A 19,545-nucleotide genomic window follows, 5' to 3' on the forward strand; every position below is an offset into this window, starting at 1 on the left:
GTGAACCCGTCCCCCCAGGGGCTCAGCGCCGGGCGGCGGAGGCGATCGTGTCGGCGACGACGGGCAGTGAGGCGGGGTGGAGGGCGAGGAAGAGGTTGGGCTCGATCAGCTCCAGCTCCATGACGCAGGGCACGCCGTCCTCGTCGTCGACCAGGTCGACCCGCGCGTACAGCAGCTCGGAGGTGCCGGGAACGGCGGCCAAAGCGGCTTCCGCGGTGGCGAGTTCGGCCGCGGTCGGGGTCCACGGGCGCACACCCGGGTGGGCGACCTTGCGCTCGTCCCAGGCCGTCGCGTGCGACAGGACGGCGTTCTTGGCGACGGCGTGCAGGAAGCGCCCGCCGACGAAGACCAGGGCCCGTTCCCCGCTGGTGTCGATGGCCGGCATGTACGGCTGGACCATCGCGGTCAGGCCCTCGGCGTGCATGCGCGCGATGTGCGCCCGCGCCGCGTCGTGGGCGGCGCCCGCGCGGTAGCGGCCGGCGTAGCGGGCGCCGGCTCCGGCGGCCGGCTTGATCACGTACTCGCGGTCGTCGGGGAGGCCGTCCGGCTCGGTCCCCGGCGGCAGATAGCGGGTGGCGACGGCGGGGACACCGCGCGCGGACAGCTCGCCGAGGTAGCGCTTGTCGGAGTTCCAGCGGACGACGGCCGGCGGGTTGGCGAGCGTGGTCGCCGCGCCGCAGCGGTCGACCCACGGCAGGAACTCCCCGGTCCGCCAGGTGTAGTCCCAGGTGGAGCGTATGACCACCAGGTCGTGGGAGGCCCAGTCCACGGCGGGGTCGTCCCAGTGGACGACGACGGCCTCGGCGCCGGTGTCCGCGACGGCGTCCCGCAGGAACGGCAGGTCGCGGTCGGTGCTGGTGTCCGGGCGCGGTGCGGACGTCACCAGCGCGATCCTCGTACCGCTGGTACGGCTTGTGCTGCGCGGCACGGGGACTCCTCCTGGTCGGCTGCCGTGTGACCCCGGCAGGCTATCCGGGCCGGGTCGGCGCCGGTCGGGGGCCTCCCGCACGGCACAATTGCGGTATGTCCAAGTCGCGCCCCGGCCGCCGTTCCGCCGCCCGTCCGCACACCCGGCCGGTCCTCCACTCCCCCGGCGCCCCGTGCCCCTGCGGCCTTCCCGCGGGCTACGCGGACTGCTGCGGCCGCTACCACGCGGGCCACGCCGCCGCGCCCACCGCCGAGGCCCTGATGCGCTCCCGCTTCACCGCGTACGCGGTCCACGACGCCGCCTACGTCCTGCGCACCTGGCACCCCGAAACGCGCCCGGCCGACCTCGACCTCGACCCTCACCTGCGCTGGGAGCGCCTGGAGATCCTCGGCACGACCGACGGCAGCGCCTTCCACACCGAGGGCACCGTCACCTTCCGGGCGCACTACGCCCTGCGGGGCGAGCGCGACGCCATGGAGGAGCAGAGCCGCTTCGTCCGCCACGACGGGGCCTGGGTGTACGTCGCGCCACTGCCCTGAGCGGCGCCGGGTCAGAGCGGTGCGACGCCGCGTGCCACGCCGTGCGGCGTCAGCGCGAGCACTCCCGTGCCGCGCACCGTGGTCCGCGGCGTGAGGGTCAGAGGGGTGGGGCCGAAGGTGGCGGCGATCTCGGGCGCCATGTCGAAGGTGGCCTCCTTCCAGTCCTGTTCGTCCTCGTCGCTCTCCTCGGCGGCGTCCCACTCGGGCGACAGCCCCAGTTCCACCCGGCGGGCCCGCTCGTAGGGCAGCGGATCCCCGAGGGTCAGCAGCTCGTCCTCGCCCTCGCCCGTCTCGCAGTAACGCCGGACGGCCTCTCCGCCCTCGGCCACCAGCCACGCCGATCCGTCGCCCTGGGCGCCGAAGTAGTAGGCCTGGGCCCGGCCGTAGCGAGCGCTGAGCATCGTGCAGATCCGGAGGACCTCCTCGTTGCGCTCCTCGTCGCAGGGGTTGCACCAGTCACCGATGATCAAGGTCCAGCCGTCGAGCTCCGGGGACACGTAGACGCGCGCGCCGAAGACCCCGTCCTCCCCGACCCCGCCGTGGATGTCGGAGTCCAGGACGGCGATCGCGTCGGTGAAGCCCACGGGCCTGGATATGACGAGGCCGAGCAGATCCATGAGTCCGGTGCGATCGCCCGTGGGCACGGCCATCCAGTAGTTCCAGCAGGTGATCAACGGCCGCGGGCCGTCCGCCTCGTTCATGTGCACGCGGCCAGCCTCCCAGGCCCCTCGGTGCCAGGATGCCGGCGGGGCCGGCTCCGCGTTCCGGCAGCACGGGCGCGGGGCACTTCCCAGGAGGCGACGCACACGGCATCCTGCCGCGGGGGTCACCGGACAAGGGGGTGGGGCGCGTGCGCCGCGGCTGGGTGCTCGGCGGGCTGGCGCTGACGTCCGGGCTGGTGTCGGCACTGCTGGCGGTGGCCGTCAACGTGGCCACCGGCGGCGTGCTGCCGTCCGGGCTGCGGTGGCTGGCGCCCTGGTCCTGGCCGCTGGTCGGGCTGGGCACGCTGGCCGCGGCGGGGCTCGCCGTGTGGCAGCAGCGTCTGCAGACGTCGGAGGCGGTGCGTGTGGGCCCGCCGGTGCCGAGGCCGCCCGTGCCCGCGCAACTGCCGCCGCTGGTGGCGGATTTCACCGGCCGCGAGCGCGACCTGGCCGCGTTGCGGGCGGCCGTCGCGGGCGGCGCCCGGGTCGTCGCCGTCGCGGGTCCGCCGGGCGTGGGCAAGTCGACCCTGGCGAACCGGCTGGCCCACGAGGTGCGACAGCACTACCCGGACGGCCAGTTGTACGTGAACCTCGGCGCCGGCCGCGGCGACCCGATGCCGCCGGACACGGCGCTGGCCCGCTTCCTGAGAGCACTCGGCGACGACGAACCGGACCGGTCCGGCGGCGACGGCGCCGACGCCGACGCCCTGACGGACCGCTACCGCAGCCTGATGGCCGACCGGCGGGCGCTGGTCGTCCTGGACGACGCACGGGACGCCGACCAGGTGCGCCCGCTCCTGCCCGCGGGCGCGCACTGCCTGACGATCGTCACCAGCCGTCCGCTCCCCGCCGACCTGCCGGAAGCCGCCGCGCACGAACTGGCGGCGCTCGGCCCGGACGACGCGCTCGACCTGCTCGCCCGGGTCAGCGGCTCGGGCGACGCGGCCGCGGACCCCGAAGCCGCCGCCGCGGTGATCCGCGCCTGCGAGGGCCTGCCGCTGGCGATCCGGTTGGCCGGCGCCCGGGCCGCGCGCTCGCGTCTCGGCATCGCCGAACTCGCCGCGCGGCTGGAGGACGAGCGGTCCCGGCTGGACGAACTGCGCTTCCGCAACTGGGCGGTGCGCGCGACTCTCGCCACCGCCTACGAGGACCTGGACACCGGCGACCGGCGCCTGCTGCGGCGGCTCGCGGCGTTCCCGGGCGGCGACTTCGGGCCCGGGGTCGCGGGTGCGCTGGCCGGGGGCGCGCCGGGCGACGCCGGGGGCCGTGCGGACGACGGCGTCGACCGCCTCGTGGACGCCCAACTCGTGGAGTCCGTGGGTGGCGGCCGGCACCGGCTGCACGACCTGACCCGGCTGTTCGCCCGGGAGCGCCTGGTGGAGGAGGAGCCGGGCGAGCCGGAGCGCGTCGCCGAACGCCTCCTGGACTGGTACGCGGCCGCGGCCCGGGACAGCGCGCCCGGCTGTATCGCCGACGAGGCCCCGAACATCGCGGCGGTCGCACGGCTGGGAGCCGCCCACGGCGCGTGGGAGCGGGTGTTCCTGCTGGCCGAGGCGGCGGACCACGGCTGGCACCTTCAGCGCTACCACGCGCAGCGGCTGCGGGTCTGGCTGGTGGCGGCGGAGGCGGCCCAGGCGCTGGGCGACGGGCGCAGGCAGTCGCGGGCCGCCCTGACCGTGGGCTCCATCCACGCAGCGGACGGGTACCTGGACCGGGCCGCCCCGCTGCTGCTCGACGCGGTCGAACTCGCCGAGGCGGCCGGCGACGGCGCGGGCGAGGCGCGGGCCCGCCTCCACCTGGGCGACGTCCTGCGCCAGACCGGGCGCCACAGCGCCGCCCTGGCCCATCTGCGCCGTGCGCTGGAGCTCTGGCGGTCGCTCGGGCGGACCGCGGAGGAGACCGACGCGCTGGCCAAGCTGGCGACGCTCCACCTCGTCATGGGCGAGGCCGAGCAGGCCGCGCACGACGCGGAGCAGGCGCTCACGCTCGTGGGCGAGGACTCCCCAGCGGACCGGGCCCACCTGCGCGGGCTGGCCGGAACGGCCTATCTTGCGCTGGGCCGGTTCGCGGAGGCCCGGGCGGCGACCGAGGAGGCCGTGGCCGTCCACCGGCGCACCGGAAACCGGCTGAGCGAGGCATACGGCCTCGGCGGCCTGGCCGCACTGGAGCGGGAGGAGGGCGACCACGAGGCCGCACTCCGCGCGCATCGCGCCGCGCTGCGGCTGTTCGAGGAGCTGGGCACGACCCCGGGCATCGCCGGCGCGCACGGCGCCATCGGCGACCTGCTGCTCCTGCGCGGCGACATCCCCGGAGCCAGACGCGAACTGGAGGCGGCCGTCGGCCTGTTGAAGGACCTGGGCCATCCGGTCGCCGAGGGCACCGCCCGGCTCCGCCTCGCCGCGGCCCTGGCGACGGGCTCGGATCGCCCCGCCGCCGTCGAGCAGCGGCGCCTGGCCGACTCCCTGCTCTCCGGCGCCGCGACCGGCCCCGAACTGGGAGAACTCCGCGCCCGCCTCGATGCCCTCGGCCTGCCCGCCCAGGACGCGTGACGGCGTTCCCGGGACGCGGGCCGCACGGTGCGCGGGAGTCGTCGGCCCGGCGCTTGGGGAGGCGACGCCCAAAAGACGCACGGACAATGGAGTGAATCAGTCCCGCATGACCCAGGAGCACCGCGTGACCACCCCGCTCCCGTCCCACAACCCCACCGGCGTCCACCGGACGCGAGTCGAGTGGATCGACACCGATGCGGGGGGTATCTACCACAACAGCGCGGTCATCCGATTCGTGGAGGCCGCAGAGGCCTCCCTCATGGACGAGGTGGGTCTTCACGGCTACTTCCCGGTCGCTCCTCGCGTGCACTACGACGTCGACTTCGAGTCGCCGCTGTTCTTCGGCCAGGGCGTGTGCACGGTCGTCGAACTGACCCGGATCGGCACGACGTCGATGACCTTCACCTTCGAGGTGTGGGGCGAGGAGTTCCGGGGGCTGCCGCGTCGCCGCGCGGCGCACGGCCGGTACGTGACCGCGCACAGTGACCGCAACCACCGCAGTGGCGCCAGGAGCGCCCCCTGGCCCGAGGAGTGGATCGCCGCGCTGCGCGGACCGGCGCGATCGCGGGAGGCGCCTCCGCCGTGCTGACGGGCGGGCCCCTGGCCCATCGCCGGCCCGCGCCGTCCACGGGACCACCGGTGCGTCTCCATGGAGGAGCCGCGAGCACGACGTCCGGTAATCCGGCCACCGTCATCCCTCGGGCGGGACCGGCAGGACGCGGACACCGGCCTCACCACGGAGGCTTCGCGCTCCCGGAGGGCACCCCCGACCCGCGTCGGCGGCACCGGCGGCGGCCCCAACCCCGTGCGGCCGTCTCGACGTTCCGGTCTTCCCCGCCTGCGCCGGTGTGACCCGAGGCCCGCGACGGCCGCCGGACGCAGCGGGCCCGCGGGGCGCTCCGACCGGCAAGGGGGGCCGCGTTGCGCCGGGAGCCGGTCCGTAACTGCCGTGTCCGCAGGCGGAGTTCCTTCCGGGGAGCAGGCACTGGACCGCGACCTCCCGCCACCTGCGCACCGCAGCGCCTGAAGGCCTCGGGGTGCTGCCACGCGTCCGCGGAGCGGGACGCGCACTGCCGGGACGGCGCGCCGCGCCGTCGACCCCGCCGCGCTGCCGGAGCGGCGGCGGACGCCGGGGCGCAGTGCCGGGCACGCCGGCGGACCACCGTGTCCTCCGTGACCCGCCGCGGGCGTACGGGAAACCCTCGCCGCCCCCCGCCTCACCGCGTCGCGGACCGGCCGGGCGCGCCGACGCCCTGGACCGGGTCACCGGTCCGGGCCGCCCCCGTGCCCGGGGCGCCTGGACACGGGCCTCCGTGCGGATCCGGCGCGAGGCCGGTCCATCAGTGACGGGCCGGCCGCCACGACGCCGTGACCCCGCGCCGGCGGTCCGGCCCACCCGACAGCGCACCCGCGAACAGCGGGCTGCCGTCCGGCCGCACGGCCGTCAGCGGGCGCCGCGGAGGCGCTCCATGTCGCGCCGGTCGCGCTTGGTGGGGCGGCCGGTGCCGCGGTCGCGGATCACGGGCGCCGGCACCTCCTCCGGGGTGGGCGGGGGCGGGCTGTTGTCGACGAAGCATTCGACGGCCACGGTCGCGCCGACACGCTTGCGGACCAGCCGGGACACGACGACGATCCGCTCCCGCCCGGCGCCGCGCAGTCTTACCTCGTCGCCCGGGCGGACGGCGTGCGCCGGCTTCACGCGCTCGCCGTTGACGCGCACGTGTCCGGCGCGGCACGCGGTGGCGGCCATGGAGCGCGTCTTCGTGAGCCGGACCGACCAGATCCAGGCGTCGACCCGCACCGGGCCCTCGTCGTCAGCCATGCTCCGACCCTAGCGCGCCCGCTTCGCGGAACGCGGCGTCCGGTATGCGCCCTTGACGGGAAGCCCCGCGGTACACAGGATCTGCTCAGGCATGTACGCGTCAAGTTCTGCTCAAGAACGTCCCATCACCGCGCGACTCCATCCCCCCACACACCGGAGTGACCTGTGCCCGCAATCAGACTCGTCGCGGCCGGCGCCGTCGGCGCCTTGGCCGCGGCCCTGCTGACCGCGTCCGCCACACCCGTCTCGGCCCGGCCCGCCCTCGCCGCCGCGCCGGACATCCCCGTCGCGAACGTCAAGGCGCACCTGAGCCAGCTGCAGTCCATCGCCACCGCCAACGGCGGCAACCGCGCCCACGGCCGGACCGGCTACCGGGCCTCCGTCGACTACGTGAAGGCCAAGCTGGACGCGGCCGGCTACACCACCGCGCTCCAGTCGTTCACGTCGGGCGGCGCCACCGGCTGGAACCTCATAGCCGACTGGCCCGGCGGCGACGCCAACCACGTGATCATGGCCGGCTCGCACCTCGACTCCGTGACCGCCGGCCCGGGCATCAACGACAACGGCTCCGGCTCGGCCGCCGTGCTGGAGACCGCCCTCGCGGTCGCACGCGAGAACCTGCAGCCCACCAAGCACCTGCGCTTCGGATGGTGGGGGGCCGAGGAGCTCGGCCTGATCGGCTCCAAGGCGTACGTCAACAGCCTGTCCACCGCCGACCGCGGCAGGATCGACGGCTATCTGAACTTCGACATGATCGCCTCGCCCAACCCCGGCTACTTCGTCTACGACGACGACACCGCCCTGGAGAAGGTCTTCAAGGACTGGTTCGCCGCCAAGGGGATCGCGACCGAGATCGAGACCGAGGGCGACGGCCGCTCCGACCACGCGCCCTTCAAGAACGTGGGCGTGCCGGTCGGCGGCCTGTTCAGCGGCGCCGACTACATCAAGACCGCGGCGCAGGCGCAGAAGTGGGGCGGCACGTCGGGGCAGGCCTTCGACCGCTGCTACCACGCCTCCTGCGACACGGCGTCCAACATCAACGACACGGCGCTGGACAACAACACCGACGCCATCGCCAACGCGATCTGGACGCTCTCCACCGCCACGACTCCCCCGCCGGGCACCGTGTTCGAGAACACCGCCGACGTCACGATCCCCGACGCGGGCGCGGCCGTGGAGTCCCCGGTGACCGTCAGCGGCATCGCGGGCAACGCGCCCGCCGCCCTCGCCGTCGGCGTCGACATCCGGCACACCTGGCGCGGCGACCTCGTCGTCGACCTGGTCGCCCCGGACGGCACCGCCTACCGGCTGAAGAACTCGAGCAGCAACGACTCGGCGGACAACGTCATCACGACGTACACGGTCAACGCCTCCGCCGAGGTCGCCAACGGCACGTGGAAGCTCCGCGTCCGCGACGTGGCGGCCCAGGACACGGGATACGTCAACAGCTGGAAGCTCACCTTCTGACCGCCCCGTGAGGGGCGTGGGCGCCGGACGCACCCGGCGCCCACGTCCGTCGCGACCCCCGCGTCCGGTCGCTCGAAAAATTTGCACGCGCCGACTACCGGCGGCCTGACTTATCCTGGGCCCATGACCGCCACCACGGACCCCGTACCCGCCGGGCCGGCGCAGGGCTGGTACGCCCTGTCCCTGCTGCACAACCGGATCGAGGCGCACATCGAGCGCGCGCTCGAGGCCGGGCACGGGCTGAGCGTGCGCGAGTTCTCCCTGCTCGACGTGCTCAGCCGCCAGCACCCGGGCGAGGGCGGCCATCTGCGGATGGCACAGGTGGCCGACGCCGTGGTGCTGAGCCAGAGCGCCACCACACGGCTGGTGACGCGGCTCGAGGACCGTGGGCTGCTCACGCGCTACCTGTGCGCGACCGACCGCCGCGGGATCTACACCGACGTCGGCGAGGACGGTCTCGCCCTGCTCGCGCAGGCCCGCCCGACCCACGACGAGGCGTTGCGCCAGGCCCTCGCCGACGCCGCCACGCAGCCGGAACTCGCGCCCCTGGTCGAGGCGCTGGAGGGGCTGGGCACCGGCGCGTGACCGCGGCCCGCTGCGACCCGGCGGGCACCGACCTACGCTGAGAGGGGCGCGGACCGCGGTCGCCGCATCGCCGCGCCGCAACGGGGCATCCCGCGAGAGGAGAATCGCTGATGACCACGCACCACACCGGATCCCACGACTCCCACGTCGACGTCATGCTCACCGATTGCGCCAAGCAGGACGCAGGAGCCGTACTCGGCGCGCTGGAAGCCGCCTTCCCCACGCGCCCCGGCGAGAGTCTGACCGAGGCCCTGGAGCCACGGCCGGGCGCCAAGCACCCGACCGTGTGGTCGGCCTCCATCGACACGCGCAGCCACGGCCACGAGCTCGGTCCGGTCCATCTCGACGGCACGCTCACCGCCGACCTGTCCGGCGGCCCGCGGCACGTCCGCGAGGTCAAGAAGGTGCTCGGCGACTGCTTCGAACTGGAGGAGCAGGGCAGCGTCTCCGGTGACCAGGAGGTCGAGCTCCGGGTCCGTCTGACGGAGATCCCCGACCACTGAGCCCGCCCGCTGAGCCCACCCGCTGAGTCCGCCGGACCGCCCCGCGCCGGAAGGGCCCCCGGAGCCGCTGCTCCGGGGGCCTTCTCACGCCACGAACAGGCCGGTGCCCTCGGTCTCGGCCCCGCCGCCGTCGCGGACCGCCTGCGCGGCGGCGGCCAGCCGTTCGACGGCGTCGCGGGCCACGCCGCCGCCGACGGTGAAGGGCAGCCGGATGTAGGACTCGAAGGCCCCGTCGATGCCGAAGCGCGGACCGGACGGGACGCGGACACCCAGCCGCTCGCCCGCCACCGCGAGGCGGGAGCCGGAGACCTCGGCGGTGCGCACCCACATGGTCATCCCGCCGGAGGGCACGGCGAACTCCCACTCGGGCAGCCGGTCGCGCAGGGCGGCCGCCAGGTCGTCGCGATGGGAGCGGGCCCGCTCGCGCCGGGCGGCCACGGCGTCGTCCCAGACGTCGTTGCGCAGCAGCCAGGCGACCGCGAGCTGGTCGACGACGGGCGAGCCGAGGTCGAGGTAGGCGCGGGCGCTGACCAGCCGGCGCACGACGTCGGGCGTGGCGCGCACCCAGCCGATGCGCAGGCCCGCCCAGATCGCCTTGCTGGCCGAGCCGACGGTGATGACGGTGCCGCCGCGGTCGAAGGCGGCCATCGGGCGCGGCGGGGGACCGGCTCCGGCGTCCAGGGTCAGTTCGGCCATCGTCTCGTCGGCGATCAGCACGGTCCCGGCCGCGCGGGCCGCCTCGACCAGCGCCCGGCGCTGGTCGTCGGGGACGAGGGTGCCGGTCGGGTTGTGGAAGTCCGGCATGACGTACGCCATGCGCGGCGCCGCGTCGCGCAGGACGCGCTTCCAGTGGTCGAGGTCCCAGCCGGCGAGCCCGTCGCGCAGCGCGACCGGGACCAGCCGGGAGCCGCTCTCCCGCAGCAGCTCCAGGACGTTGGCGTAACTGGGGGCCTCGACGGCCACCCGTTCGCCGGGCGCGACCAGGCGCCGGACGGCGGCGGCGATGGCCCCCATGGCCCCGGTGGTGACCATGATCTGCTCGGGGAGCGTCGGGATGCCGCGCGCGGTGTACCGCTCGGCGATGGCCTCCCGCAGGACGGGCAGCCCCGCGGGGAAGTCGCCGTGCGTGGCGGTGTAGGAGGGCAGGTCGGCCAGGGCGCCGCCGACCGCGCGGGACAGCCATGGCTCGGGCGCGGGGAGGGCGGCGCAGCCGAGGTCGATGACGGTGCCGGCGGCGTCCGGGGGCAGCGGCTCCAGACCGCGCGTGGGCAGGGCGTGCCCCTCGGGGACGGCGGTCCAGGTGCCCGCGCCGCGCCGGGAGCGCGCGAAGCCCTCGGCGCGCAGCGCCTCGTAGGCGGCGGCGACCGTGGTCCGGCTGACGGCCAGGGCGAGGGCCAGTTCGCGCTCCGCGGGGAGGCGCGCGGCCACGGGGACGCGGCCCTCCAGGACCAGGACCCGGATCCCGTCGGCGAGGCCCCGGTAGGCCGGGACACGGCGTCCGGTGGAGCGCTGGGGGCGGGGTTCGAGCAGCCGGGCGAGATGGGTGACACCCACGTTTGCGGTCCACTGCGACATGGTTACCGGTCCACCTTCCGCACATTGGCCATGGATTCCGACCACGACCATGCCACACAGTGTCCGGTACAGCGTCATCACGGCCGGAGGGGGGTCCTGTGGAGGGCCAATCACGCACAGCCGCACGCACCGCCCGCAGGCTGGTGCACCTCTACGCGGGTCTGGTCCTGTACGGCGCGAGCGCCGCCCTGCAGGTGCGCGCCGCGCTCGGCCTGGACCCGTGGGACGTCCTGCACCAGGGCATCGCGAAGCACACCGGCGTCAGCATCGGATTGGTGTCGGTGGGCGTCGGCGCGCTCGTCCTGCTGCTGTGGTGGCCGCTGCGCCAGCGGCCGGGCCTGGGCACGGTCTCCAATGTCTTCGTCGTCGGCCTGTCGATGGACGCCACGCTGGGCCTGCTCCCCCAGCCGCACTCCCTCGGCGTCCGCATCCCGCTCCTGGTCGCGGGCATCGTGCTGGGCGGCGTGGCGACCGGGCTGTACATCACCGCCGGCTACGGTCCGGGACCGCGCGACGGGCTGATGACCGGACTGCACCGGCGCACCGGGCGCTCGATCCGGATGGTGCGCACCGGGATCGAGGTGACGGTGCTGGCGGTGGGCTTCGTCCTGGGCGGCAGCGTGGGCGTCGGCACCGTGCTCTACGCGCTGTCGATCGGCCCGCTGGCCCAGTTCTTCCTGCGCGTCCTCGCGTTCCCGCAGCCCTCGGCCGAGCGGGACGGCGGGGAGGTGGTGGCCCGAGGGGGGCGGCCGGTGGCGGAGCCCGCCGGGGGACACGCGATACTGCACGAGTGACCGCGATACGCCACCCGTACCTCGACAGCCCGGCACCGATTGCCTTCGCCCACCGGGGCGGTGACGCCGACGGCCTGGAGAACACCATGGCCGCCTTCCGGACCGCCGTCGAGGGCGGCTACCGCTACCTGGAGACCGACGTCCACCTCACGTCCGACGGGGTCCTGGTGGCCTTCCACGACAGCTCCCTGGACCGTGTCACCGACACACGCGGCAGGATCGCCGAGCTCACCTGGGACCAGGTCCGCGAGGCCCGTGTCGCGGGCAAGGAGCCGGTACCGCTCTTCCAGGACCTGCTCGAGGCCTTCCCCGGGGCCCGCTGGAACGTCGACGCCAAGGTGGACGAGGCCGTGGCCCCGCTGATCGCGGCGATCGACCGCGCGGACGCCTGGGACCGGGTGTGCGTGGGCTCCTTCTCCGAGGCGCGGCTGGTCAGGGCCCGCGCGCTCGGCGGGCCCCGCATGGCCAGTTCGCTCGGCACCCGCGGCGTGGCGGACCTCCGCCTGCTCTCGGTCGGCGGCCGGGTCGCCGAGCGCTTCCTCCTCGACACGGCGGTGCGGCGCGGTGCGGTCTGCGTGCAGGTGCCGGAGCGCGCGTACGGCATCCGCGTGGTCGACGGGGCGTTCCTGCGCACGGCGCACCGCCTGGGCCTCCAGGTGCACGTGTGGACGGTGAACGACGAGGCCCGGATGCACGCCCTGCTGGACCTCGGCGTGGACGCCATCATGACCGACCGGCTGGAGCTGCTGCGCTCGGTGTTCGTCGAACGCGGCGTCTGGACCTGATCCGCTGACGCCCCGTCACCCGGCCGGTGCCTTCTCCTCCTTGCCGGGAGTCGCGGTCGGGCTCGCCTCGCCGGTCGTGACGCTCTTGCCGGGGTTGTCCGGCTTGTCGGGCCCGTCCGTCGTCCCGGGGCTCTCGGTCTTGCGGGCTTTCTCCGCTCCCTCGGCCTTCTCGGCCTTCGCGGCCTTCTCGTCGGCTGCCGACCTGGTCTTCGACATCCGGGCGAAGACCACCACGTTGCCGGAGTAGCCGCTGGCGCTGCTGTACGTGCCGCCGCAGGTGATGACCCGCAGCTCTGGGTCCTTCGTGTCGCCGTAGACCCGGTGGGCCGGGAAGCCGGTCCTGTTGAAGACCTCGATGCCGAAGATGGTGAAGACCGCGGTGGTGCCGTCGTCACGGGCGACCTCGATGGTCGAGCCCTTCTTCAGCGCGCCGAGGCTGTAGAACACGGCCGGGCCGCTCATGTTGTCGACATGGCCGACGATGACCGAGGCGCCGCGCGCCCCGGGACTCACCGAGTCCTTGTACCAGGCGGCCTCGTTCTTCTCCTCGGGCGGAGGTGTCTCGATGACGCCGTCCTTGTCCAGGCCCACGTTCATCAGCGGGGCGTCCACCCCGATCGAGGGGATGCGCACCCGCGTCGGCTGGGCCGGCGGCAGCGGGGGTGGCGCCTTGATGCCGGAGCCCGCACCGCCCGCACTGCCGGCCAGGGCGGCGGAGGCGGCCGAGGGCTGGGGCGGACCGCCCGACCCCAGGAAACCGTCGAAGGTCAGCACGAGCCCGGTCACCACGAGCGCGCCCACCGCCACCCCGGCGACCCGCCGGCCGCGCCGCGTCAGACGCAGTGGCGGCGGCTGCTGGTGACGGCGTACGGCCGGCCGGGCGCCGGTACCGGCCCGCGGACGCCCGGTCCCGGTCCCGGCCCCGGTGGCGCGGACGGCGGGTCGCGGCGGATTCCCCCGCCCGGCGGGAGCCTTGGGAACCTTGGGGGCGGCGGCCCGGGTGTCCGGGGTAGCGGGACGGCTCTTCGCGGCGGGACGGGCCTTCGGAGCGGGACGGCCCTCGGCCTCCTTGGCCTCCCGGCGGACCTTGGCGGCGGGCGCACCCTGGGCGCGCGGCTTCGACCCGGGCTCGGACGGGCGTCCAGCCTTCGCCTTCTGCCGCGGGCGCGGCGCGGGCTCCGGCTTGCCGCGCTGCCGGCCGGCGCGGGCCGGCGCCTTCGAGGCCGGGCGGGGGCGAGCGGGCGGACGTGCTGCCTCGTCCTCCCACGAGGCCGGGAGCGGCTGCCCGAACCAGGGGTCGGGCTGCCCGTACCAGGCGTCGGGATGTCCGTACCACGGCACGGGAGCGGTGTGCTCCCCGGGATAGTGATCCATCACAGTCCTTCAGCTCCGGCAGCCAGGTGCGTGACGGCACATGACGGCCCGTCATACAGGACCGTAGGACGGGTGCGCGCCGACCGCATTCGGAGGAGTGCGAACGGGGCAATCCGCACCTCACCCGATCGGGTAGACCGGGTGAGGCAGCGGGTCCAATCGGGCGCTGCCGGGATGCGGAGCCGACCCGGGGTGCCGACCGTGGCCTGATGAACACTCAGCACCCGCGTGCACAGGGTCTCGACGGTCTGCGCGCGCTGGCCGTGACGGCGGTCGTCGTGTACCACGTGCACGCTCCGTGGCTGCCGGGCGGCTTCCTGGGCGTGGACCTCTTCTTCGTCCTCTCCGGCTACCTGATCACCAGTCTGCTCGCCGCCGACCGCCGGCGGGGCGGGCGCCTGCGGCTCGTCGCCTTCTGGCGGCGCCGCGCACTGCGGCTGCTGCCCGTGCTGTGGCTGGTCCTGGCGGTCACCGCGTGCGCGGCGACGCTGGTCGGCGGGGACGGACGGCGTGATCTGCGGGGCGCAGTAGCGGCGGCGCTCACCTACCGCAGCAACTGGTGGCAGCTGGGCCGGCACGACATGTACTTCGCGCAGTTCGGCGCCGAACCGCCGCTGCGGCATCTGTGGTCACTGGCGGTCGAGGAACAGTTCTACGTGGCCTGGCCGCTGCTGCTGTGGGCGCTGATGGCGGTGGTGCGCCGGCAGTGGGCGCAGGCGGCGATCGTGGCGGTGCCGGCTGCCGCGTCCTTCACGGCGATGGCCCTGCTCCACGTACCGGGCACCGACCCCTCCCGGGTGTACTACGGGACGGACACGCACGGCGGCGCACTGCTGCTCGGCGCGGCGGTCGCGCTCGTCCTCCCCCTGTCGCGGGCCGGGACGATGCGCCGGGCCGGATACGTGCGGGCCATCGACGGGCTGGGCGTGGCGGGGCTGGCCGTGCTGACCGGGGCTGCCCTGCTCGTGTCGGGGACCTCGGCCCTCGTGTACCGGGGCGGCCTGGTCCCGGTGTGCCTGGCGGCGGCCGCGCTCACGGTGGCGGCGGGCGGGCCCGGCAGGGTCGCCCGGCTGCTGGGGTGGCGGCCGCTGGCCTGGACCGGGCGCCGCTCGTACGGGATCTACCTGTGGCACTGGCCGGTCCTCGCCTGCCTGGTCAACGCAGCGCCGGAGGTCTTGAGTTCACCGTTCGCACGGTGCGCGGCGCTCACCCTGCCGGTGGCCCTCGCCGCGCTGTCGTACCGCGTCCTGGAGGAGCCCTTGCTGCGGCTCGGCGTGCGCGGGTACGCCGAGTTGTGCAGCACGTTCCTGCGGCGGGCATGGGGCGCCCGGCCCCGGCTGGTGCTGGGAGCCGCGGCCGCGGGCGTCGCGATGGCGTGCGTGGGGTACGTCGGTGTGCTGCGGGCCCCGTCCGGCGGCGGCCTGCAGTCGCAGATCGCCTCGGGCGAGCGCGTGGTCGCGGCGGCGTCCGCGCCGGTGTCGCCGACGGCACGGCCTGCCGAGCCGCTCCGCGCGCTGCGCCCCGCACGCCAGGAGGACGGGCCGGACACCGGGACGGGCGGCGTACCGGAGGTGACCGGCGCCGACATCACGGCGGTGGGCGACTCGGTGATGCTGGCCTCGGCCGACGCCCTGCAGGAACTGCTGCCCGGAATCGCGGTGGATGCCGTGGTGGGTCGTCAGATGAGCGCCGCGCCGCAGGTTTTGGAGCGACTGCGGGACGCCGGGCGACTGCGCGGCGTGGTCGTCGTCGGGCTCGGGACGAACGGGGACGTGACCCGCGAGACCCTCGACCGGGTGGTACGGATCGCCGGCCCCGGACGGCTCGTCGCCTTCGTGGACGTCCAGGCACCCCGCTCCTGGGAGGCCCGGGTGAACAGTGCGCTGAGGGAGGGGGTGCGCGAACACCCCGGATCCGTACTGGTCCCGTGGCGGGCCGTGATCGCCGGACACCCGCAGTTGCTGTGGGGGGACCGCATCCACCCCCGCCCCGAGGGCGCCCGCCTGTACGCGCGGACCCTCTCCGCTGCCGTGGGAGCGGGTATCTGACGCATCGTCCGTGACGGTGGCGAATTCTTTCCTGACGGAGTATCGGCTGACGTCCAGTCGGCCGTACTTCCGAACCAAGATCCTCTGACTTTCCGTCACCCGTTTGACGATCTCTTCACATTTTTCTGACGCCGCTCCAGATATGTCGCTGACCTGCGGCAACCGCGGACCGGCGACGAGCCTGATGCCCCGTCCGGAGCAACGGGGAAGGCCGTTCCAAGGTGCGGCCGTATCCCGGTCCTCGTGCCATGGGAGCAAGGACGCGGTCGCAGTTCGTGTCACGGGAAGCCAGTCCCACCTGCCCCGTCCGCAAGGAGGTTCTCCCCATGCGTGCTCCACGCATCATGGCCGGGGCGGCGATGACCGTAGCCGCAGTCGTCCTGCCAACAAACGCTATCGCGGCCCCTGGCGTCGGGCTCTCGAGCTACCGGGTCTCCCCCGGTGACCTCGTCACGGTCACCGTCGCCAACTGCGTGAGCGACACCGTCATCACCACCAGCATCCCCGAGCGCCCCACCGTGGCGGTCAGCTCGACCGGCGGCGGCGCCAGCTTCACCGTCCCGGCAGCCACTCCCCCGGGCACGTACAACGTGACCGTCGACTGCACCGAGCCGACGGGCCAGGACACCGGCCCGAGCGTCGTGCAGCTGACCGTCCGTGCCATCGACGGGAACGCCAACGGCGCAGCCGGCGGCAACGCAAACGCCAACGGCAGCGACCGCGACCGGGGCGACAACGGCGACCGCGGCGACGACCGGGGCGACAACGGCGGCCGCGGCGACGACCGCGGGGACGACCGCGGCGACGACCGGGGGGACGACCACGGTGACCGCGGCGACCGCGGCGACGACCACGGCGACGACCGGGGCCGGGACCACGGTGACCGGGGCTACGGCCACGGCGGGCACGGCGGTTACGGACACGGCCGCGGCGGCTACGGCGACAACTGCGAGTCGTGGTGGGGCGGTGGCCGTGACGGCTACGGCCGCGGCGGCGAAGGCGGGCGTGGTGGCGACGGCGGTTACGGCGGCGGCGGCCGCGGGGACGACCGCGGTGACGGCGGGCGCGGCGGTGACGGTGGCCGCGGCGACGACGGCGGGCGCGGGGACAACGGCGGGCGCGGCGACGACGGCGGGCGCGGGGACAACGGCGGCCGGGGCGACAACGGCAACGGCGCCGGCGCGGGTGCCGGCCTCAACAACACCGGCAGCCAGGGTCAGAGCCTGAACGACGGCGCGGGCACGGACCTGGCCGACGGCCGCAACATGGACGACGGCGGCTTCGGCCGCGGCGGCGACGACCGTGGTGACTTCGGCGGCGGTCGCGGCGGCGAGGGCGGCCGCGGTGGCGAGGGCGGCCGCGGTGGCGACGGCGGCTACGGCGGCGGCCGTGGCGGCGGTCGCGGCGGCTGCTGGGGTGGCGGCGGTGGCGGCGGCGGTGGCGGCATCGGCGGCGGAATCGGTGGCGGCGGTATCGGCGGTGGCGGGCCGATCGGCGCCCCGAACACCGGTCTCGGCGGTTCGATCGGCATGAACACCCCCGAGACCATCGTGGGTGGCGCGCTGCTGGCCACGGGTGCCGGTGCCACCTTCTGGGTGCTGCGCCGTCGCCGGACGAACGGCGGCAAGGCCTGATCGTTGCGGACCTCCGCGATCCAGGCATACCGCCCCCTGCCCCCGGGCCGCCCAAGTGGCGCCCGGGGGCAGTCATGTGTCCTGGCTCTCACTCGGCCGCCCGCTGATGGCATCATGCCGATCACATCGGCACGGCGCACGGACACGGAACGGCGGGCACAAGTGGTGAGCACGGACGAGGTGCGGGGCACGGCGGCGGGCGACGGCGCCGTGGCCGCCGCGGGCGAACGGCGCCGCGAGCAACGCGGCTGGTACTTCTACGACTGGGCCAACTCGGTCTTCTCCACCAGCGTCATCACGGTCTTCCTGGGCCCCTATCTCACCGACATCGCCGAGGCCGCCGCCGACCCCGACGGCTACGTCCGCCCGCTCGGGATACCCGTGCGGGCCGGCGCCTATTTCGCGTACGTCGTCTCCGCCTCCGTGCTGCTGTCGGTGCTGGTGATGCCGCTGGCCGGGGCGATCGCGGACCGCACCGGCCGCAAGAAGGCGCTGATGGGGGTCTTCGCCTACACCGGGGCCGCCGCGACCACCGCCATGTTCTTCGTGGGCGGTGACCGCTATCTGCTGGGCGGCGCGCTGCTGATCGTCGCCAACGTCGCCTTCGCGGCCTCGGTCGTCCTCTACAACGCCTTCCTGCCGCAGATCGCCGAGCCCCACGAGCGCGACGCGGTGTCCTCGCGCGGCTGGGCGTTCGGCTACGCCGCCGGTGCCCTGATGCTCGTCGCCAACCTCGCCCTCTTCCTCGGCCACGACGCGGTCGGCCTCTCCAAGGGCACGGCCGTGCGGATCTGCCTCGCGTCGGCGGGGCTGTGGTGGGCGGGCTTCACGATCGTGCCGCTGCTGCGGCTGCGCGATCGTGTCGACGGGGCGGCCGGGACGGTCACGGCGGCCGGGGCCGTCAAGGCCCGGGCCGGGTCCGGGGCGCTGCGCCAGGGCTGGCGTCAGCTCGCCGACACCGTCCGGGACATGCGCCGCTACCCGCTCACGCTCGGCTTCCTGCTGGCGTACCTCATCTACAACGACGGCATCCAGACCGTGATCTCCCAGGCGTCCGTCTACGGCTCCGAGGAGCTGGACCTGGACCAGACGACGCTGATCGGCGCGATCCTGCTCGTTCAGGTGCTGGCGGTCTTCGGCGCCCTGCTGCTCGGCCGGCTCGCCGCGCGGTACGGGACGCACCGCACCGTGCTCGGCTCGCTGGTGGCCTGGACGATCACCCTCGCGGCCGGATTCTTCCTGCCCGCCGGCCGGCCGGTGGGCTTCTTCCTCCTGGCGGCGGCCATCGGCATGGTGCTGGGCGGCAGCCAGGCGCTGTCGCGCTCGCTCTTCTCGCACCTCGTGCCGCGCGGCAAGGAGGCCGAGTACTACTCGGTGTACGAGGTGAGCGACCGCGGGACGAGCTGGCTCGGGCCGCTGCTGTTCGGGCTGACGTACCAGCTCAGCGGCAGTTACCGGGAAGCGATCATCTCGCTGGTGGTCTTCTTCGCGATCGGCTTCGTCCTGCTGCTGCGGGTGCCCATGCGACGGGCGGTGGCGGCCGCCGGCAATCCGGTCCCCGAGACGATTTAGCCCCTCGGAGTGCGACGCGGTAGTGTACGCCGTTGGTTCGACGGATGGACCGTTACTGCGCGCTAAAGATATCAGAACGCAGGGTGACATCTTTCGTGAGATGTGACAAAACGGGCGCCGATGGGTACAAAAAGGGGCGGCACGACGGGCGACGCACCTCCCGATACGGGAATCTTCACCGCCGACCGGACGTTGACCGGATGACGACGACAGCGACACCTGTCCTGTGGGCGACACAGCCCGGGAGGCACGATTCATGAGTGAGCGAGCTCTCCGCGGCACGCGACTCGGGGCGACGAGCTACGAGACCGACCGCGGCATCGATCTGGCACCTCGCCAGACCGTTGAGTACGCATGCCGGAACGGCCATCGATTCGAGATGCCGTTCTCGGTGGAGGCCGAGATTCCGCCGGAGTGGGAGTGCCGGGCCTGTGGCCAGGTGGCACTTCTGGTCGACGGAGAGAGCCCGGAGGAGAAGACGAGCAAGCCCGCGCGTACGCACTGGGACATGCTCATGGAGCGGCGCACGGTCGAGGAGCTGGAGGAAGTTCTGGCCGAAAGGCTGGCCGTCCTGCGCTCCGGCGCGATGAACATCGCCGTTCATCCGCGCGACAACCGCAAGAGCGCCTGACAGAAGGTAGCGGGCCCGTGAGGGGCGGGCCCGGTCCG

16 protein-coding genes and 1 pseudogene are annotated in these 19,545 nt (G+C 74.4%); 12 read left to right on the top strand and 5 right to left on the bottom strand.

Annotated features, from left to right (window positions below; translation table 11 throughout):
* Positions 1 to 22: 22 nt before the first annotated feature.
* Positions 23 to 928 (bottom strand): hypothetical protein, encoded by a 906-nt coding sequence (locus ACFYXS_RS21945; protein WP_389250610.1) that lies wholly within the window; start codon positions 926 to 928, stop codon positions 23 to 25.
* Positions 929 to 1,023: 95 nt separating this feature from the next.
* On the opposite strand from ACFYXS_RS21945, the gene ACFYXS_RS21950 reads away from it, so the two are divergent.
* Positions 1,024 to 1,467, top strand: a complete 444-nt coding sequence (locus tag ACFYXS_RS21950; protein ID WP_389250612.1) for a YchJ family protein — start codon at positions 1,024 to 1,026, stop codon at positions 1,465 to 1,467.
* A gap of 11 nt (positions 1,468 to 1,478) precedes the next feature.
* Here the strand turns inward: ACFYXS_RS21950 and ACFYXS_RS21955 are convergent, their stop codons facing one another.
* On the bottom strand, positions 1,479 to 2,168 hold the full coding sequence (locus tag ACFYXS_RS21955; protein WP_389250858.1) for a hypothetical protein: 690 nt from the start codon (positions 2,166 to 2,168) through the stop codon (positions 1,479 to 1,481).
* A gap of 149 nt (positions 2,169 to 2,317) precedes the next feature.
* Here ACFYXS_RS21955 and ACFYXS_RS21960 point away from each other — a divergent pair, with 149 nt between their 5' ends.
* Together ACFYXS_RS21960 and ACFYXS_RS21965 are read left to right on the top strand one after the other, a co-directional pair.
* Positions 2,318 to 4,717 (top strand): ATP-binding protein, encoded by a 2,400-nt coding sequence (locus ACFYXS_RS21960; protein WP_389250614.1) that lies wholly within the window; start codon positions 2,318 to 2,320, stop codon positions 4,715 to 4,717.
* A gap of 124 nt (positions 4,718 to 4,841) precedes the next feature.
* Positions 4,842 to 5,306 carry an acyl-CoA thioesterase gene (locus ACFYXS_RS21965; RefSeq protein ID WP_389250617.1) on the top strand — a complete coding sequence of 155 codons (465 nt, stop codon included), beginning with the start codon at positions 4,842 to 4,844 and terminating at the stop codon, positions 5,304 to 5,306.
* An 855-nt stretch (positions 5,307 to 6,161) separates the two neighbouring features.
* Here the strand turns inward: ACFYXS_RS21965 and ACFYXS_RS21970 are convergent.
* Positions 6,162 to 6,539: an RNA-binding S4 domain-containing protein gene (locus ACFYXS_RS21970; RefSeq protein WP_389250619.1), complete on the bottom strand. Its 378-nt coding sequence runs from the start codon at positions 6,537 to 6,539 to the stop codon at positions 6,162 to 6,164.
* 165 nt (positions 6,540 to 6,704) lie between these two features.
* Between ACFYXS_RS21970 and ACFYXS_RS21975 the strand changes: the two genes are divergently transcribed.
* From ACFYXS_RS21975 to ACFYXS_RS21985, 3 genes are all read left to right on the top strand, one after another.
* On the top strand, positions 6,705 to 8,006 hold the full coding sequence (locus tag ACFYXS_RS21975) for a M28 family metallopeptidase (RefSeq protein WP_389250621.1): 1,302 nt from the start codon (positions 6,705 to 6,707) through the stop codon (positions 8,004 to 8,006).
* A gap of 123 nt (positions 8,007 to 8,129) precedes the next feature.
* The gene (locus ACFYXS_RS21980) at positions 8,130 to 8,591 is read left to right on the top strand and encodes a MarR family winged helix-turn-helix transcriptional regulator (RefSeq protein WP_389250623.1); all 462 of its coding nucleotides are present in this window, start codon (positions 8,130 to 8,132) and stop codon (positions 8,589 to 8,591) included.
* A gap of 110 nt (positions 8,592 to 8,701) precedes the next feature.
* Positions 8,702 to 9,094, top strand: a complete 393-nt coding sequence (locus ACFYXS_RS21985) for a hypothetical protein (protein ID WP_389250625.1) — start codon at positions 8,702 to 8,704, stop codon at positions 9,092 to 9,094.
* 84 nt (positions 9,095 to 9,178) lie between these two features.
* On the opposite strand, the gene ACFYXS_RS21990 is transcribed toward ACFYXS_RS21985, so the two are convergent.
* Positions 9,179 to 10,669 carry a PLP-dependent aminotransferase family protein gene (locus ACFYXS_RS21990; RefSeq protein WP_389250627.1) on the bottom strand — a complete coding sequence of 497 codons (1,491 nt, stop codon included), beginning with the start codon at positions 10,667 to 10,669 and terminating at the stop codon, positions 9,179 to 9,181.
* Positions 10,670 to 10,767: 98 nt separating this feature from the next.
* On the opposite strand from ACFYXS_RS21990, the gene ACFYXS_RS21995 reads away from it, so the two are divergent.
* Complete coding sequence (locus ACFYXS_RS21995) at positions 10,768 to 11,463, top strand: YitT family protein (protein WP_389250629.1); 696 nt, start codon at positions 10,768 to 10,770, stop codon at positions 11,461 to 11,463.
* Entirely contained in the window at positions 11,460 to 12,248 is a 789-nt protein-coding gene (locus ACFYXS_RS22000; RefSeq protein WP_389250631.1) for a glycerophosphodiester phosphodiesterase, read from the top strand. The genes ACFYXS_RS21995 and ACFYXS_RS22000 overlap by 4 nt, the downstream gene beginning before the upstream one ends.
* 201 nt (positions 12,249 to 12,449) lie before the next feature.
* Here ACFYXS_RS22000 and ACFYXS_RS22005 read toward each other — a convergent pair.
* Positions 12,450 to 13,091, bottom strand: a pseudogene (locus ACFYXS_RS22005) (class F sortase); the annotation flags it as partial.
* A 740-nt stretch (positions 13,092 to 13,831) separates the two neighbouring features.
* On the opposite strand from ACFYXS_RS22005, the gene ACFYXS_RS22010 reads away from it, so the two are divergent.
* The 4 genes from ACFYXS_RS22010 (at position 13,832) to ACFYXS_RS22025 (ending at position 19,507) form a co-directional block, all read left to right on the top strand.
* Positions 13,832 to 15,670, top strand: coding sequence for an acyltransferase family protein (locus ACFYXS_RS22010; RefSeq protein ID WP_389250634.1), 1,839 nt, complete (start codon positions 13,832 to 13,834; stop codon positions 15,668 to 15,670).
* A 326-nt stretch (positions 15,671 to 15,996) separates the two neighbouring features.
* Positions 15,997 to 17,304, top strand: coding sequence for a hypothetical protein (locus ACFYXS_RS22015; protein WP_389250636.1), 1,308 nt, complete (start codon positions 15,997 to 15,999; stop codon positions 17,302 to 17,304).
* A 114-nt stretch (positions 17,305 to 17,418) separates the two neighbouring features.
* Positions 17,419 to 18,876, top strand: coding sequence for an MFS transporter (locus ACFYXS_RS22020; protein ID WP_389250638.1), 1,458 nt, complete (start codon positions 17,419 to 17,421; stop codon positions 18,874 to 18,876).
* A 256-nt stretch (positions 18,877 to 19,132) separates the two neighbouring features.
* Positions 19,133 to 19,507 (top strand): RNA polymerase-binding protein RbpA, encoded by a 375-nt coding sequence (locus ACFYXS_RS22025; protein ID WP_389250640.1) that lies wholly within the window; start codon positions 19,133 to 19,135, stop codon positions 19,505 to 19,507.
* Positions 19,508 to 19,545: the final 38 nt, after the last annotated feature.

Origin of the sequence: Streptomyces sp. NPDC002574 (genome assembly GCF_042889545.1) — a bacterium.
Lineage (GTDB): Bacteria > Actinomycetota > Actinomycetes > Streptomycetales > Streptomycetaceae > Actinacidiphila.